Here is a 15,195-nt window from a genome sequence, read left to right as displayed (position 1 = left end):
GCGCTGACCGGGGCCGCAGCGTTTGCGCTGGTCGCACCGGCGGGACCCGCGATTGCGGATGGCATACCAGGTATGCATACTTCGGAGCCATGTCCATCCGTCACGGCCTGCTCGCGCTCCTCGAACGCGGCCAGATGTACGGCTACCAGCTCCGGGCCGCGTTCGAGGAGTCGACCGGCTCGACCTGGCCGCTGAACATCGGGCAGGTCTACACCACCCTCTCCCGGCTGGAACGGGACGGGCTGGTCCGGCCGCTGCCGGAGAGCGAGGCGGGGCAGCGCCCGTACGAGATCACCGACGCCGGACGGGCGGACCTGGCGCTGTGGTTCGCGACCCCGATCAGCCGCACCGACCGCCCCCGCGACGAGCTGGCGATCAAGCTGGCCCTGGCGCTGACCACCCCCGGAGTCGACGTGCGGGCGGTGGTGCAGACCCAGCGCACCGCGACCATGCGGGCGTTGCAGGAGTTCACCCGGTTGAAGTACGCCAGCGACCGGCCCGAGGACCTGCCCTGGCGGCTGGTGCTCGACGCGATGGTGTTCCAGGCCGAGGCGGAGATCCGCTGGCTGGACCACTGCGAGACGAGCCTGGTCCGGCACCGGCCGGCCGGGTCCGGCGGGCGGGCGGGCCCGGGGCGGCCGGCGGAGGCGGAGGCGGACCGGGACGGCGAGGAGGCGCGGCGATGAGCGGGACGGGCGGCGCGCCGACGACCCGCCCCGACCCACCCGACCCGCGCCACGGCCCGGGCGACCCGGCGGGCCCCGGCGGTTCCGGCGGCCGGGTCGACCCCGACGCGGCGGCCCGCCCCGGCGACGACCCCTGCGGGCCGGCGGCGACGGCCGTGCTCGACGTCCGCGACGTGCACCGCACCCACGGCAACGGCGACGCCGCCGTGCACGCCCTGCGCGGGGTGAGCCTCACCGTCGCCCCCGGCGAGCTGGTCGCGGTGATGGGCCCCTCCGGCTCCGGCAAGTCCACCCTGCTCGCCCTCGCCGGCGGCCTGGACGGCCCGACCGCGGGCGAGGTCCGCGTCGAGGGGCAGGCGCTCGGCGCGCTGGACCCGCGCGCGCTGGCCCGGCTGCGCCGCCGGCGGATCGGCTACATCTTCCAGAACCTGAACCTGCTGGGCAGCCTCACCGCCGCCGAGAACGTCGCGCTCCCCCTCGAACTCGACGGCGTCGGCGTGCGCCAGGGCCGGCGGGCGGCCCGGGCCGCGCTCGCCGAGGTGGGCCTCGCCGAGCTGGGCGACCGTTTCCCCGACCAGCTCTCCGGCGGCCAGCAGCAGCGGGTGGCCATCGCCCGCGCCCTGGTCGGCGAGCGGCGACTCGTGCTGGCCGACGAGCCGACCGGCGCGCTGGACTCGCAGACCGGCGAGGCGGTGCTGCGCCTGCTGCGCCGCCGGGTCGACGCGGGCGCCGCCGCCGTCCTGGTCACCCACGAGGCCCGGCACGCCGGCTGGGCCGACCGCGTCGTGTTCCTGCGCGACGGGGTCATGGTGGACTCGACGGCCCCGCTGGGCGGTGTCGAGCAACTGCTGGCCGGCAGCGGCCGGTGACCGGCGGGCGACCCGGCCGCGACCGGCGGTTGCTGGCGGCGCTGCGCTCGTGGCGGGCCGCCCTGCGCATCGCCCGGCGGGAGGCGCGCCGGGCCCGCGGCCGGACCGCGCTGGTCCTCGCGATGATCACCCTGCCGGTCCTGGGGCTGACCCTCTCCGCCGTCAGCTACGACATGGCGGAGTTGAGCCGGGCCGAGCGGATCGACCGGCGGCTCGGCGTCGCCGACGCGGAGCTGCGCTGGGTCGCCGAGGGCCCGGTGGCGCAGGACGCCTGGGGCGACACCACCTACCAGCGCGACGGCGTGCCGAGCCGGAGCCGCCCGGTCGCCGCCGACGAGCTGACCGCCCTGCTGCCGGCCGGCAGCCGCGTCGCCGAGGTCCGCTGGTGGGTGCCGTTCGAGGCCCGCGCCGGGGGCAGGCGCGAGTCGGTCGACGGGCGGCTGCTGGACCTGACCGACCCGCTGTTGCGGGGGCAGGGCCGGGTGCTCGCCGGCCGTCCCCCGACGGCGGCCGACGAGGTCGGGCTCAACCGCGCGGCGCTGCGCCGGTTGGGCGCGGAGCTCGGCGACCGGATCGTCCCGGCCGACGGGTCGGCCGAGCGGACCGTGGTCGGGGTGGTGGAGTTCCCCGACAACCTGCGGCCGACCGTGGCGCTGCCGCCCACGGATCGACCGGGCGACCCGCGCAACGAGTCGAGCTGGCTCGTCGACCTGCCGGCCGACGCCGATCCCGGGCTGACGGAGCGGCTCAACGCGCGCGGGATCGTGGTGGCCGCCCGCACCCCGGCGCCGCACCCCACGGCGGAGGCCGGCAGCACGGGGGTCGCGCTCAACGTCGAGGACACCAGCACCACGCTGCTGGTGGCCGGCCTCGGCCTGCTCGAGGTGGTGCTGCTCGTGGGGCCGGCGTTCGCCGTCGGCGTGCGGCGTCGCCGCCGCGACCTCGCCCTGGTCGCGGTGGCCGGTGGTGACGCCGCGCACCTGCGCCGCATCGTGCTGGCCGACGGGGTGGTGCTGGGCGGCGCGGGGGCCGTCGCCGGGCTGGCGCTGGGCATCGCCGGCGCGTTCGCGGCCCGGCCGCTCATCGAGGAGTACGTCTTCGGGGCGCGCTTCGGGGCGTACCGCGTCTTCCCGGCCGCGCTGGCGGCGATCGCCGCGGTCGCGGTGCTGGCCGGGGTGCTCGCGGCCCTGGCGCCGGCCTGGGCCGCCGCCCGGCAGGACGTGGTGGCCGGGCTGGCCGGGCGGCGCACCCCGCCGGAGCACCGGCGGCGCTGGCCGCTGATCGGCGTGCTGCTGGCCGCCGTCGGCGTGGCGGTGGCCGCCCTCGGGGCCACCTGGGACGCCACGGCGGTGCTCTTCGCCGGCCTGGTCCTGGGCGAGCTCGGGCTGGTCTTCGTCACCCCGACGCTGGTCGGGCTGCTCGCCCGGGCCGGCCGGTGGTTGCCGCTCGCGCCCCGGATCGCGCTGCGCGACGCCAGCCGCAACCGTTCCTCGGCGGCGCCCGCGATCTCGGCGGTGATGGCCGCGGTCGCCGGCAGCGTCGCCCTCGGCGTCTACGTGGCCAGCGACAGCGCCCGGACCCACGCCAGCTACGTGCCGGCCATGCCGTACGGGCACGCCATGGTCGTCGGCCCCGGCGACCAGACGACGCCGCCGCCGGTGTCCCGGGTCGCCGAGGTGGTCGCCGCGACGCTGCCGGGCAGCACGGTGGCCCGGGTCGACGCCCCGGCCTGTCCCGCCCGGTTCGGCTCGGACAACTGGTGCGACGTCCGGGTGGAGCTGCCGGCCGGGCGGGCCTGCCCGTACCAGGTGGGGCAGTTGCGCGACGCGGCCGTGCGGGCCCAGGCCCGCAGCGACCCGCGGTGCGGCGGTTGGGTGGAGGAGGGCTACCCCACGGGCTACGCCGTGTCCGTCTCGGTCGACGACGGCGACGCGCTGGCGGCGCTGACCGGGGCCGGCCCCGAGGAGCTGGCCGCCGCCCGGCGGGTGCTGGCGGCCGGCGGCGCGGTCGTCACCGACGAGCGGTACCTCCTCGCCGGCCGGCTCACCCTCACGGCGATCCGGGTGGGTGCGGAGCCGGAGCCCGTGGTGACCGCGACCGCCACCGTCCCCGGCTACGCGCTGCGCGGCGGCGTCGGAACGGACCAGCTCACCGTGTCCCGCGCCGCCGCCGCCCGGCTCGGGCTCGACACCCGCCAGATCGGCTACGCGGTGGACACCGCCGCCGCTCCGACCCCCGGCCAGCAGGACCGCCTCGACGTGGAGCTGCGCCGGCTCGGCCAGCTCGACGTGATCGTCGAGCGGGGGACGTGGGGCAGCGACGACCGTTCCCTGCTGCTGGTGCTGGCCGTCGGATCCGGCCTGATCACGGTGGGCGCGGCGGCCGTCGCCACCGGCCTCGCCGCGGCCGAGGGGCGGGCGGACCTGTCCACCCTGGGTGCCGTGGGCGCCAGCCCCCGGATGCGGCGGGTGCTCTCGCTGTGCCAGGCCGGGGTGATCGCCGTGCTCGGCTCGGCGCTGGGCATCGTGGTCGGGCTGGGCACGGCGGTGATCATCCTGGTCGCCCTCAACCGCCGGTTCGACACGGCGTGGCCGGTGCCGGAGCCGTACCCGATCGTGGTCCCGTGGCTCAACCTGGGCGTGCTGGTGGTGGTGCCGCTGGTGGCGATGGTCGGCGCGGCCCTGTTCACCCGGTCCCGGCTGGCCGTCGAACGCCGGCTCGACTGACTGCCGGCCTGACCGGCTGCCGGCCTGACCGGCTGCCGGCCTGACCGGCTGCCGGCCTGACCGGCTGCCGGCCTCAGGTGCCACACTGACGGGGTGTCCGCTATCGGTACCCTGACCCGCCGCCTCGGCCACCACCGCTGGTTCGGCGTCACGATCCGGCTGCTCGTCCCCGTCGACCGGGCGGTCGGCCGGCTCACCAAGGGACGGGTGGTCGCGCTGGGCCTGGTCCCCTCGCTGGTCATCACCACCACCGGGCGTCGCTCGGGCCTGCCACGCAGCAACCCCCTGCTGTACGTGCCGGACGGCGACGCCTTCGTGGTGGTCGGCTCCAACTGGGGGCAGCAGCACCAGCCCGCCTGGGCGCTGAACCTGCTCGCCGACCCGGCCGCCGAGGTCGACGTGCGGGGGCGGCGGCTGGCGGTGCGCGCCGAGGTGGCCACCGGCGCGGAACGCGACCGGCTCTGGGAGCTGCTGACGACCGAGTGGCCGGCCTACGAGACGTACGTCGAGCGGGCCGGCGGGCGGGAGATCCGCGTCTTCCGGCTGGTGCCCCGCTGACCCGCCCCTCGACGACCTCCTCGCGGCCCCCTTTGAAGGGTGAGAAGGGAACCCTTCTCGACCGCAGGCGTTAACAGGGGGCCCTTCCTTTACAGGCCGCCCTGGATGCCGATGAGGGCGCCGATCAGGTAGGTCGCGGCGGCCGCCGCCGCGCCGAGGAGGAGCTGCCGCAGGCCGCTGCTCCACCAGGCGCGGTTGGTGAACCGGGCCACGATCGCCCCGGCCGTGAAGAGCCCGACCCCGCCGACGGCCAGCGCGAGCCACAGGCTGGTGGCCCCGAGCAGGTAGGTCAGCAGCGGGACCAGCGCCCCGACCGAGAAGAACAGGAACGACGAGATCGCCGCCGCCCACGGGCTCGGCTGGTCGTCCGGGTCGACGCCCAGCTCCTCCCGGACGTGCACCCGCAGCGCCTCCTCCGGGTTGGCCCGCACCGCCTCGGCGACCTGCGTGGCGAGGTCGCGGGACAGGCCCCGGGCCACCCACGCGTCGGCCAGCTCGCGGGCCTCCGCGTCCGGGTGCCGCTCCAGCTCGCGGCGCTCCTTGGCGACCTCGGCGGCGACCTGCTCGTTGGCCGAGCGGACGCTCGTGTACTCGCCGAGGCCCATCGAGATCGCGCCGGCGACCAGGCCGGCGGTGCCGGTGAGCACGATGCTGCGCGGCGACACCCCGCCACCGCCGACGCCCGCGATCAGGGCGATGTTGGTGACCAGGCCGTCCATCGCGCCGAACACGGCCGGCCGCAGCCAGCCGCCGGACACGTCCGCGTGGTGCGCCTCGCGCAGCGCCGCCGGGGTGTCGCTCACGGCAGGGTCAGGATCTCGTGGCCGTCCTCGGTGACGAGGATCGTGTGCTCGAACTGGGCGGTCCACTTCCGGTCCTTCGTGACGACCGTCCAGCCGTCGTCCCACATGTCGTACTGGTGGGTGCCGAGGGTGATCATCGGCTCGATGGTGAACGTCATGCCCGGCTCCATCACGTCGGTGGGCCGGGGGCTGTCGTAGTGCGGCACGTAGAGGCCGCTGTGGAAGGCCTCCCCGATGCCGTGGCCGGTGAAGTCGCGGACCACCCCGTAGCCGAACCGCCTGGCGTACGACTCGATGACCCGGCCGATCACGTTGATCTGCCGGCCCGGGGCGACGGCCCTGATCCCCCGCAGCATCGCCTCGTGGGTCCGCTCGACCAGCAGCCGGGCCTCCTCGGCGACCTCGCCGACGCAGAAGGTGGCGTCGGTGTCGCCGTGCACCCCGCCGATGTACGCGGTGACGTCGACGTTGACGATGTCGCCGTCGAGCAGCACGGTGGAGTCGGGGATGCCGTGGCAGATCACCTCGTTGAGGCTGGTGCAGCAGGACTTCGGGAAGCCCTTGTAGCCCAGCGTCGACGGGTAGGCACCGTGGTCGCAGAGGAACTCGTGCACCACCCGGTCGATCTCGTCGGTGGTCACCCCCGGCTTGCAGTGCTCGCCGGCGAGCTGCGTGGCCTGGGCGGCGAGCCGGCCGGCGACCCGCATCCGCTCGATGGTCTCCGGGGTCTGCACGTGCGATCCGGTCCACTGGCGGGGCTGCTTCTTGCCCACGTACTCCGGGCGGACGATGTGGGGCGGCACCGGTCGCGTCGGGGTGAGCGTGCCGGGGGTCAGCGGCGCACGGGCGGTCATGGGGCAAGCCTATCGCCGGGCCGGCGTCGGGCGGGGCGGCCGGTGCCCGGCGACGCCGGCGACACCGGGGCGCGGCCTCGGCCGACCGGTTGTTGCCGACCCCCTGCCGCTGTGCCATCGTGTTCTGCGTGGATCAAGGGGGTGCCGCTCCCGTCTTCTCCGCCCGCACGGAGACCGACGGCGACCACGTCCGCGTGGTGGTCGCCGGCGAGGTGGACATGGCCACCGCCGACACGATGCTCCAGGCCGCGCTGCGTGAGCCGGCCGGTCGGGTGACCCTCGACCTGCGGGGGGTCACGTTCTTCGACTCGGCGGCGATCCACGCCGTGGTCCGGCTCGCCCAGCGCTTCCCGGGCGCGCTCACCGTGCTGCCGTCGCGGCAGGTCCGCCGGGTGCTGGAGATCTCCGGCCTGGCCGGTCAGGGGTGGGTCGCCCCCGCCTGAGCCCCGCCCGGTGGGGCCCCGGCCACCGCCCGGCGGCCCCGGCCCGAGGCACCCGCGCTCAGCCCCGCAGCCGCCGGCTCAGCGTCACCTGCGTGCCCTCGGCGGTACGGCTGACCGTCAGGTCGCCGAGGGCCCTGATCAACGCCAGCCCGCGCCCGCGGAAGCCCGCGCCGGTCGACTCCCGCCACTGCCCGCTGTCCCGGATCGTCGCCACCACCGTGCCGTCGGCGATGGTCACCTCCACGCCGATGGTCGGCTCGGCCGGGGAGACCGGGTGCTCGATGGCGTTCGCCGCGGCCTCGGAGACCGCGACGGTGAGGTCGAACAGGTCGTTCTCGCCGACCCGGTGGGCGGTGAGGAAGTCCTCCAGCCGCCGGCGCAGCACGCTCAGCCGGGTGGGGTCGGCGGGCAGCCGCAGCGCGAACCGGTGCGGTTCGGTCGCCTCCAGCGCGAGCACCGCCACGTCGTCGCGGCGGGGGCGCGCGGCGACCCGCGCCACGACCGCGTCGACCAGGTCGGCAACGTGCTCGCCGCCGGCGGCGTCGGCGCGGAGCTGCTCCAGGGCCGCGTCGAGGCCGAGCTGCCGGTCCTCGATCAGCCCGTCGGTGTAGAGCAGCAGCCGGGCCCCCGGGGCCAGCGCGTCGTCCACGGTCCGGTACGACGCGCCGGGGATCGCGCCGACCGGCGGCCCGAGCGCGCGGTCGTGCAGGAACGCCACGTCGTCTCCTCGGATCAGCAGGGGGGACGGATGCCCGGCGCTGGCGTAGCGGAGCCGGCCGGTGCGGGGCGCGAAGCGCAGGCAGACCACGGTCGCGAAGGACGGCTGCTCGGCGGAGCCGACCAGCCGGTTGAGCCGGGTCAGCGACTCGCCGGGGTCGTAGCCCTCCAGCACGTACGCCCGCAGCGCGTTGCGGAGCTGGCCCATCGAGGCGGCGGCCCGCACGCCCTTGCCGACGACGTCGCCGATGACCAGGACCAGTTCGTCGTCGTCGAGCCGGATCACGTCGTACCAGTCGCCGCCGACCTCGGCGTCGGCGCTGCCGGGCAGGTAGCGGCTGGCCACCACCGCCCCGGGCAGCCGGGGCAGCGACCGGGGCAGCAGGCTGTGCTGGAGGGTGGTGGCGATGCGGTGCTCGGCCTCGTAGAGCTGGGCGTTCTCCAGCCGCACGCCGACCAGCCGGGCGAGCTGGGTCAGCGCGGCGTGGCCGGGGTCGGTGGCGTCCTCGGCGTGCCCCCAGACCCGCAGCTCGCCCAGTGTCTCCCCGGCGCTGCCGGTCAACGGCAGCACGGCGGACGGTTCGACGGCGGCCGTCCCGCCGCCGTCCGCCTCGTAGCGGGCCCCGGTGGCGGTGGCCACCACCCGGACCGCCTCGGCGAGGCCGAGCGCGTGCCGGGCTGCCACCTGGAGCACCTCGGCGGTGGTGCGGGCGGTGTTCACGGCGACGGCGGCGTCGGCCAGGGCGCGCAGCCGCCGGATGATCTGCCCCCGGAGCTGGCCCAGCTCGACGTTCGCCCGGACCCGGGCGATCAGCTCCTCGCCGGAGAACGGTTTGGTCAGGTAGTCGTCCGCGCCGACGGCGAGGCCGGCGACGGCCTCCGCCGAGCCGGCCCGGGCCGACAGCAGCACGATCGGCACGTGCCGGGTACGCGGGTCGGCGCGCAGCGCGGTCACCAGGCCGAAGCCGTCGAGCCGGGGCATCATCACGTCGGTGAGCACCAGGTCGAAGGGCGTCTCCACGGCCAGGCGCAGCGCCTCGACGCCGTCCGGCACGGCCACCACCTCCCACGACGCGCCCAGCAACCGGCTGACGTGTTCGCGCAGGTCGGCGTTGTCGTCGGCGATCAGGATGCGGCCCGCCGCGGCCCGCCCACCGCCGGTCGAGCCGGTCGCCGCGCCCGTCCCCCCGGCCGCGGGTTGGCCGGGCGGGCCGGTCCACAGCGCGGTCTCGGCCGCGAAGAGGCGGGCCTGGCCCAGCTCCGCCGGCTCGGCCGGCGCGTCGGCCGCGACCCGGTCGGCCGGCAGGTGGGCGGTGCCGAACGGCACGGTCACGACGAACGTGCTGCCCCCGTCGACGACGCTGCGCGCCTCGGCCCGGCCGCCGTGCATCTCCACCAGCTCCCGGACCAGCGCCAGCCCGATCCCGGTGCCCTCGTGGGTGCGGGAGCGGACGCCGGGGACCCGGTGGAACCGCTCGAAGACGTGCGGCAGCTCCTCGGGCGCGATGCCGACGCCGGTGTCGGCGACCTCCAGCCGGGCCGCGCCGTCCACCGCCCGGACGCGGACCCGGACCTCGCCGTCGAAGGTGAACTTGACCGCGTTGGCGACGAGGTTGAGCACGACCTTCTCCCACATGTCCCGGTCGACGTGGACCGGCGCGGGCAGCGGCGGGCAGTCGACGACCAGGCGCAGGCCGGCGCGTTCGGTGGCCGAGCGGAAGGTGCTGGCCAGCCGGGCGGTGTAGTCGGCCAGGTCGGTGGGCTGGTAGTGGGCGGCGAGCCGGCCGGACTCCAGGCGGGAGAAGTCGAGCACCGTGTTGACCAGCTTGAGCAGGCGCAGCGCGTTGCGGTGCATCATGGTGAGCCGGTCGAGGTGGGGGTCGGGCAGCGTCGGGTCGGCGAGCAGCTCCTCCAGCGGGCCCAGCACGAGGGTCAGCGGGGTGCGGAACTCGTGGCTGACGTTGGCGAAGAAGCTCGTCTTGGCGCGGTCCAGCGCGGCCAGCTCGGCCGCCCGGGCCCGCTCCTGCTCGTACGCCCGCTGCCGGCCCACGGCGCGGGAGAGCTGGGCGGCGATCAGGTCGAAGAAGGTGCGGTACTCGTCGGTGAGCGGCAGCCGGGCGGAGACGCCCACGACGAGCGCGCCCACCGGCTCGTGGGTCGCGGTGACCGGCAGCACCAGCGCCCGCGCGGCCGTGCCGGCGTCGAGCTGCGGCAGCAGGTCGGCCGCGTCGATGGTGGCGGCGGACCCGCCGTCGGCGACGCGGCTCACGACCGCCGTGGCCGCCTCGCCGAGCGGCAGCCGCCCGGCCGCCCCGGTGGCGTCGCCGCCGCCGCGCCCGCCGGGGGCGGGCGACCCGGTGCCGCTGCGCCCGGCGAGGGTGAGCCGCCCCGCGTCGTCGCGGAGGTAGATCAGGGCGAACGGCACGTCCGCCCGGTGCTGGTCGAGCACCCCGGCGGCGACCCGGCCCAGGGCCGCGACGTCCTCCGCCTCGGCCAGCTCGGAGCCCAGCTCGGCCAGGGCGCGCAGCCGGCGCTCGCCGAGCACCCGCCCGGTGGTCTCGTTGACCAGGCAGAGGACGCCGTCGATGCCGCCGTCGGCGGCGCGGATCGGGTCGTACGAGATGTCGAAGTAGACGTCCTCCAGGAAGCCGTGCCGGTGCAGCACGAAGGGGTGGTTCTCGCCCCGGTAGGGCTCGCCGGTCTTGTGCACCGAGTCCAGCAGGGGCCCGAGCACGTCCCAGGTCTCCCGCCAGTGCTGGTGGGCGGGCTGGCCGACGGCGTGGGGGTGCTTGTCGCCGATGGTCGGCAGGTAGGCGTCGTTGTAGAAGGCGCGGTGCTCCGGGCCCCAGAACATGACGATCTGCGCCCGGGAGGAGAGCATCATGGCGACCGCGTGGCACAGCGCCGGCGGCCAGCCGGACGGGGCGCCGAGCGGGCTGGCCGCCCAGTCGAAGCGGAGCAGGCGTTCCCCCATCTCGCCGCCGGCGGCGCACGCGGCCGTGAGCAGCGGCGGGAACGCCTCCTCGACGGCTCCGACGGACGGATGCTGCCCGTCCTCGCCCCCCTGGGCCGAGCTCATGCATCCTCCCGCGCCGGCCGTTGCCCCCCGGCGACCGCATGATCGCCGCCGCCGTGCCCCGCCTTCTACCCAGACGGACCAGCAACGTAACGCATCCCCGCCGTGATGCGCTGGTTACCCGCGTCTCATCCGCGCGGGACGCCGCCGGGGGTCAGAAGACCGACAGGCCGTCGATGCTCGCGGCGTTCTTCGTGGCCCGGTAGGTCACCAGGTCCTCGGCGGTGCGGCGGGAGTGCGCGCGGATCAACAGGTCCCGGTCGCCCTCGTACCGCATCAGGGGGACGGCGTACCCGCAGGAGTCGCTGACCCGCTCGACGTCGACGGTGATCACCGCGCGGGCGGAGTGCAGGTCCGGCGGGTCGGGGAAGTCGGCGAGCCGCTCGGCGAAGCCGGCGTCCTCCACCGTCACCGCCGTGCCCCGGCCGTGCAGCCGGACGATGTTCGGCGGCCCGGTGAAGGCGCAGAACATGAGCGTGATGCGGCCGTTCTGCCGCAGGTGGGCGATCGTCTCCGCGCCGCTGCCGTGGAAGTCGATCCACGCCACCCGGTGTGGGCCGAGGATGACGAAGGTGCCGCGCATGCCCTTCGGCGAGAGGTTGACGTGCCCGTCGGCCCCGGAGGGCGCGGTGGCGACGAAGAAGACGGGCTGCTCCTCGATGAACTCGCGCAGCCGCCCGTCGATGGCCTCGTGAACCTTCATGTCGCCATCCTGGCACCGCCTACCGAAAAGTGGGACAACCCTTCCGCATGGCGGGACGGCGGGGCCGGGGTGCGGGCCGGCCCCGCCGCGGCTCACAGCGGGGTGACGTACGCGCCGGTGATCCCGCCGTCGACCACGAACTGCGCGGCCGTCATGAACGACGAGTCGTCGCTGGCCAGGAACGCCACCGCCGCGGCGATCTCCTCCGGCTGGCCGAACCGGCCCATCGGCACGTGCACGAGGCGGCGGGCGGCCCGCTCCGGGTCGGCGGCGAACAGCTCCATCAGCAGCGGGGTGGCGATCGGCCCGGGGCACAGCGCGTTGACCCGGATGCCCTCCCGGGCGAACTGCACGCCCAGCTCCCGGGTCATCGCCAGCACCCCGCCCTTGCTCGCCGTGTACGCGATCTGCGAGGTGGCCGCCCCCATCAGCGCCACGAACGACGCCGTGTTGATGATCGAGCCCTTGCCCTGCCGGCGCATGTGCGGGATCGCGTACTTGCAGCACAGGTAGACGCTCGTCGTGTTGACCCGCAGCACCCGCTCCCAGGCGTCGAGCCCCGTCTCCAGGATCGAGTCGTCGTCCGGCGGGGAGATGCCGGCGTTGTTGAACGCCACGTCCACCCGGCCGTGCCGCTGGGCCACCCCGTCGAACAGGTCCCGCACGGCCGCCTCGTCGGCCACGTCGCAGGCGACGAACTCGCCGCCCACCTCCTGCGCCGCCCGCCCGCCCGCCGCCGCGTCGACGTCGACGCAGACCACCCGCGCCCCCTCGGCGGCGAACCGCCGCGCGGTGGCCAGCCCGATCCCGCTGCCCGCCCCGGTCACGACCGCGACCCGGTCCTCAAGCCGTCCCTGCATCTCACTCCTCCGTGCTGATGAACACGTTCTTGACGTCGGTGAAGGCGTGCAGCGCGTCCGGGCCCAGCTCGCGGCCCAGCCCGGAACGCTTCATCCCGCCGAACGGGGTCCAGTAGCGCACCGAGGAGTGCGAGTTGACGCTGAGGTTGCCCGCCTCGACCGCCCGCGCCATCCGCAGCGCCCGGCCCACGTCCCGCGTCCAGACCGAGCCGGACAGGCCGTAGTCGGTGTCGTTGGCCAGCCGGACCGCGTCCGCCTCGTCGTCGAAGGGGAGCACCGACACGACCGGGCCGAAGATCTCCTCCCGCCAGTGCCGGTCGGCCGGGGAGTCGGCGAGCAGCACCGTCGGGGCGTACCAGAAGCCGGGGCCGTCGGGGCGGGAGCCGGTGAACGCCACCCGCGCCCCGTCGACGTACCCGGCGACCCGGTCCCGATGGGCGGCGGAGATCAGCGGGCCCATCTCGGCCGTCTCCCGCGCCGGGTCCTCCACCCGCAGCGCCCGCACGGCCGGCTCCAGCAGCTCCAGGAACCGGTCGTACGCCGGGCGCTGCACCAGGATCCGCGACCGGGCGCAGCAGTCCTGGCCGGCGTTGTCGAAGACGGCGTACGGCGCGGTGGCCGCCGCCCGCTCCAGGTCGGCGTCGGCGAAGACGACGTTCGCGCTCTTGCCGCCCAGCTCCAGGGTCACCCGCTTCACCTGGGCGGCGCAGCCGGCCATGATCCGGGTGCCGACCTCGGTGGACCCGGTGAAGCACACCTTGCGGACGGCCGGATGGGTGACGAACCGCTCACCGACCACGTCGCCGCGGCCCGGCAGCACGGTGAACACGTCCTCGGGCAGGCCGGCGTCGCGGCCCAGCTCGGCCAGGCGCAGCGCGGTCAGCGGGGTCAGCTCGGCCGGCTTGAGCACCACCGTGTTGCCGGCGGCGAGCGCCGGGGCGAACCCCCACGCGGCGATGGGCATCGGGAAGTTCCACGGCACGATCACCCCGACCACGCCCAGCGGCTCGTGGAAGGTGACGTCCAGCCCGCCGGGCACGGGGATCTGCCGCCCGGTCAGCCGCTCCGGCGCGCCCGCGTAGTAGTCGAGCACGTCGCGGACGTTGCCGGCCTCCCAGCGGGCGTTACCGATGGTGTGCCCCGAGTTGCGCACCTCCAGCAGCGCCAGCTCCTCCAGGTGTGCGTCGACCAGGGCGGCGAACCGCCGCAGCAGCCGCGCCCGCTCCCCCGGCGCGACGTCGCGCCACCGCGGAAAGGCGGCGGCGGCCCGCCCGATGGCGGCATCGACCTCCCCGGCCGTCGTGGCGCCGACCTCCCCCACCACCGCCCCGCTGGCGGGATCAACCACCCGCGTCACGTCCCCCACCCTGCTGCCCTCCCTCTCCAGCTCCAGCTCCCGGTCCCGGTCCCGCTCCCGGTCCCGCGATCTTGCAGTTTCGGCCCCCACAAATGCCGCCAAGCTCCCATGGCAGGGGCCCCAACTGCAAGATCGCGGGAGAGAAAAGGGGTGGGTCAGAGGCGTTCGAAGCCGCGTTGGAGTTCCCAGTCCGTCACCGCGGCGTCGAAGGCGCGCAGCTCCACGCGCGCCATGTTGGCGTAGTGGGCGTGGACCTCGTCGCCGAAGACCGCGCGGGCGATCGTCGACGACTCCCACAGGCCGAGGGCGTCGCGCAGGGTGCCGGGGACCCGCTCGGCGGCCGGATCGTCGTACGCGTTGCCGGTGCACTCCTCGCCCAGCTCCAACTCCCGCTCGATGCCGTGCACCGCCCCCGCCACCAGGGCGGCGATCGCCAGGTACGGGTTGACGTCCGCCCCCGGCACCCGGTTCTCCACCCGCATGCCCTGGCCGTGGCCGACCAGCCGCAGCGCGCAGGTGCGGTTGTCGGTGCCCCAGCGCAGCGCCGTCGGGGCGAACGAGCCCGGCTGGTAACGCTTGTAGGAGTTGACGTTCGGGGCGAACAGCAGGCTGAACTCCCGCATCGTGTCGAGCAGCCCGGCCAGCACCCGCTGCCCGGTGACGCTCAGGTGCGCCGGCCCGTCGCCGAGCATCGCCGAGCGCCCGTCGGCGTCGCGCAGCGAGAAGTGGATGTGGCAGGAGTTGCCCTCCCGCGCGTTCGGCTTGGCCATGAAGGTGATCGACATGCCCTCCTGGGCGGCGATCTCCTTCGCCCCGTTCTTGTAGATCACGTGGTGGTCGGCGCAGGCCACCGCCTCGTCGTAGCGGAAGGCGATCTCGTGCTGGCCGAGGTTGCACTCGCCCTTCGCGCTCTCCGGGGTCAGGCCCGCGCCGGCCATCTCGGTGCGGATGCGCCGCAGCAGCGGCTCCACCCGGGACGTGCCGAGCAGCGAATAGTCCACGTTGTATTGGTTTGCCGGGGTCAACTCACGGTAGCCGCGCCGCCACGCGTCCTCGTACGAGTCGCGGTAGAGGACGAACTCCAGCTCCGTGCCCGCGTACGCGGTCAGGCCGTGCGCGGCGAGCCGGTCGAGCTGGCGGCGCAGGATCTGCCGGGGCGACGCGGCCACCGGGCCGGACCCGTCCAGCCACGCCAGGTCGGCCAGGAGCATCGCCGTCCCCGGCTGCCACGGCACCCGGCGCAGCGTCTCAAGGTCGGGCACCATGGCGAAGTCGCCGTACCCGCGCTCCCAGCTCGACATCGCGTAGCCGTCGACGGTGTTCATGTCGACGTCGACGGCGAGCAGGTAGTTGCACCCCTCGCTGCCGTGCTCCGCCACCTGGTCGAGGAAGAACGGCGCATGGAACCGCTTGCCCTGCAACCGGCCCTGCATGTCGACCAGGGCCAGCACCACGGTGTCGAGCTTGCCGGCGGCGACCGCCGCCCGTAACTCTTCGAGGGACAGCGGTGCTCTGCTCATGCGCGGGCCTCCATCACCAAGGT

Annotated in this window: 12 protein-coding genes; 5 read left to right on the top strand and 7 right to left on the bottom strand. The window is 75.5% G+C overall.

The features are described 5' to 3' along the window. Positions 1-89 precede the first annotated feature (89 nt). From O7628_RS21080 to O7628_RS21065, 4 genes are all read left to right on the top strand, one after another. Complete coding sequence (locus O7628_RS21080; protein ID WP_074473876.1) at positions 90-686, top strand: PadR family transcriptional regulator; 597 nt, start codon at positions 90-92, stop codon at positions 684-686. Continuing rightward, positions 683-1,555, top strand: coding sequence for an ABC transporter ATP-binding protein (locus tag O7628_RS21075; protein ID WP_278133002.1), 873 nt, complete (start codon positions 683-685; stop codon positions 1,553-1,555). Before O7628_RS21080 ends, O7628_RS21075 begins: the two co-directional genes overlap by 4 nt. Further along, entirely contained in the window at positions 1,552-4,281 is a 2,730-nt protein-coding gene (locus tag O7628_RS21070) for an FtsX-like permease family protein (RefSeq protein ID WP_278133000.1), read from the top strand. The genes O7628_RS21075 and O7628_RS21070 overlap by 4 nt, the downstream gene beginning before the upstream one ends. A gap of 93 nt (positions 4,282-4,374) precedes the next feature. Beyond that, complete coding sequence (locus tag O7628_RS21065; protein WP_074473874.1) at positions 4,375-4,839, top strand: nitroreductase/quinone reductase family protein; 465 nt, start codon at positions 4,375-4,377, stop codon at positions 4,837-4,839. 89 nt (positions 4,840-4,928) lie between these two features. Here O7628_RS21065 and O7628_RS21060 read toward each other — a convergent pair whose 3' ends face one another. Beyond that, entirely contained in the window at positions 4,929-5,642 is a 714-nt protein-coding gene (locus tag O7628_RS21060; RefSeq protein ID WP_278132998.1) for a VIT1/CCC1 transporter family protein, read from the bottom strand. Further along, positions 5,639-6,496 carry a type I methionyl aminopeptidase gene (map, locus tag O7628_RS21055; RefSeq protein ID WP_278132995.1) on the bottom strand — a complete coding sequence of 286 codons (858 nt, stop codon included), beginning with the start codon at positions 6,494-6,496 and terminating at the stop codon, positions 5,639-5,641. The genes O7628_RS21060 and map overlap by 4 nt, the downstream gene beginning before the upstream one ends. A 128-nt stretch (positions 6,497-6,624) precedes the next feature. Between map and O7628_RS21050 the strand changes: the two genes are divergently transcribed. Further along, positions 6,625-6,939 (top strand): STAS domain-containing protein, encoded by a 315-nt coding sequence (locus O7628_RS21050; RefSeq protein ID WP_074474049.1) that lies wholly within the window; start codon positions 6,625-6,627, stop codon positions 6,937-6,939. Between the two features lie 58 nt (positions 6,940-6,997). Here O7628_RS21050 and O7628_RS21045 read toward each other — a convergent pair whose 3' ends face one another. From O7628_RS21045 to O7628_RS21025, 5 genes are all read right to left on the bottom strand, one after another. Then, positions 6,998-10,735: a SpoIIE family protein phosphatase gene (locus O7628_RS21045; RefSeq protein WP_278132993.1), complete on the bottom strand. Its 3,738-nt coding sequence runs from the start codon at positions 10,733-10,735 to the stop codon at positions 6,998-7,000. A gap of 151 nt (positions 10,736-10,886) precedes the next feature. Then, positions 10,887-11,435, bottom strand: a complete 549-nt coding sequence (locus O7628_RS21040; protein WP_278132991.1) for a pyridoxamine 5'-phosphate oxidase family protein — start codon at positions 11,433-11,435, stop codon at positions 10,887-10,889. Between the two features lie 92 nt (positions 11,436-11,527). Beyond that, complete coding sequence (locus O7628_RS21035; protein ID WP_074473869.1) at positions 11,528-12,295, bottom strand: 3-oxoacyl-ACP reductase; 768 nt, start codon at positions 12,293-12,295, stop codon at positions 11,528-11,530. Between the two features lies 1 nt (position 12,296). Further along, entirely contained in the window at positions 12,297-13,643 is a 1,347-nt protein-coding gene (locus O7628_RS21030) for an aldehyde dehydrogenase family protein (protein WP_278136371.1), read from the bottom strand. 164 nt (positions 13,644-13,807) lie between these two features. Next, a complete protein-coding gene (locus tag O7628_RS21025) occupies positions 13,808-15,172 on the bottom strand; it encodes a glutamine synthetase family protein (protein ID WP_278132990.1) in 1,365 nt (454 codons plus the stop codon). Positions 15,173-15,195 lie beyond the last annotated feature (23 nt).

This window comes from Micromonospora sp. WMMD956 (assembly GCF_029626125.1).
GTDB lineage: Bacteria > Actinomycetota > Actinomycetes > Mycobacteriales > Micromonosporaceae > Micromonospora > Micromonospora carbonacea.
This window is presented reverse-complemented; position numbering and strand designations above follow the sequence as displayed.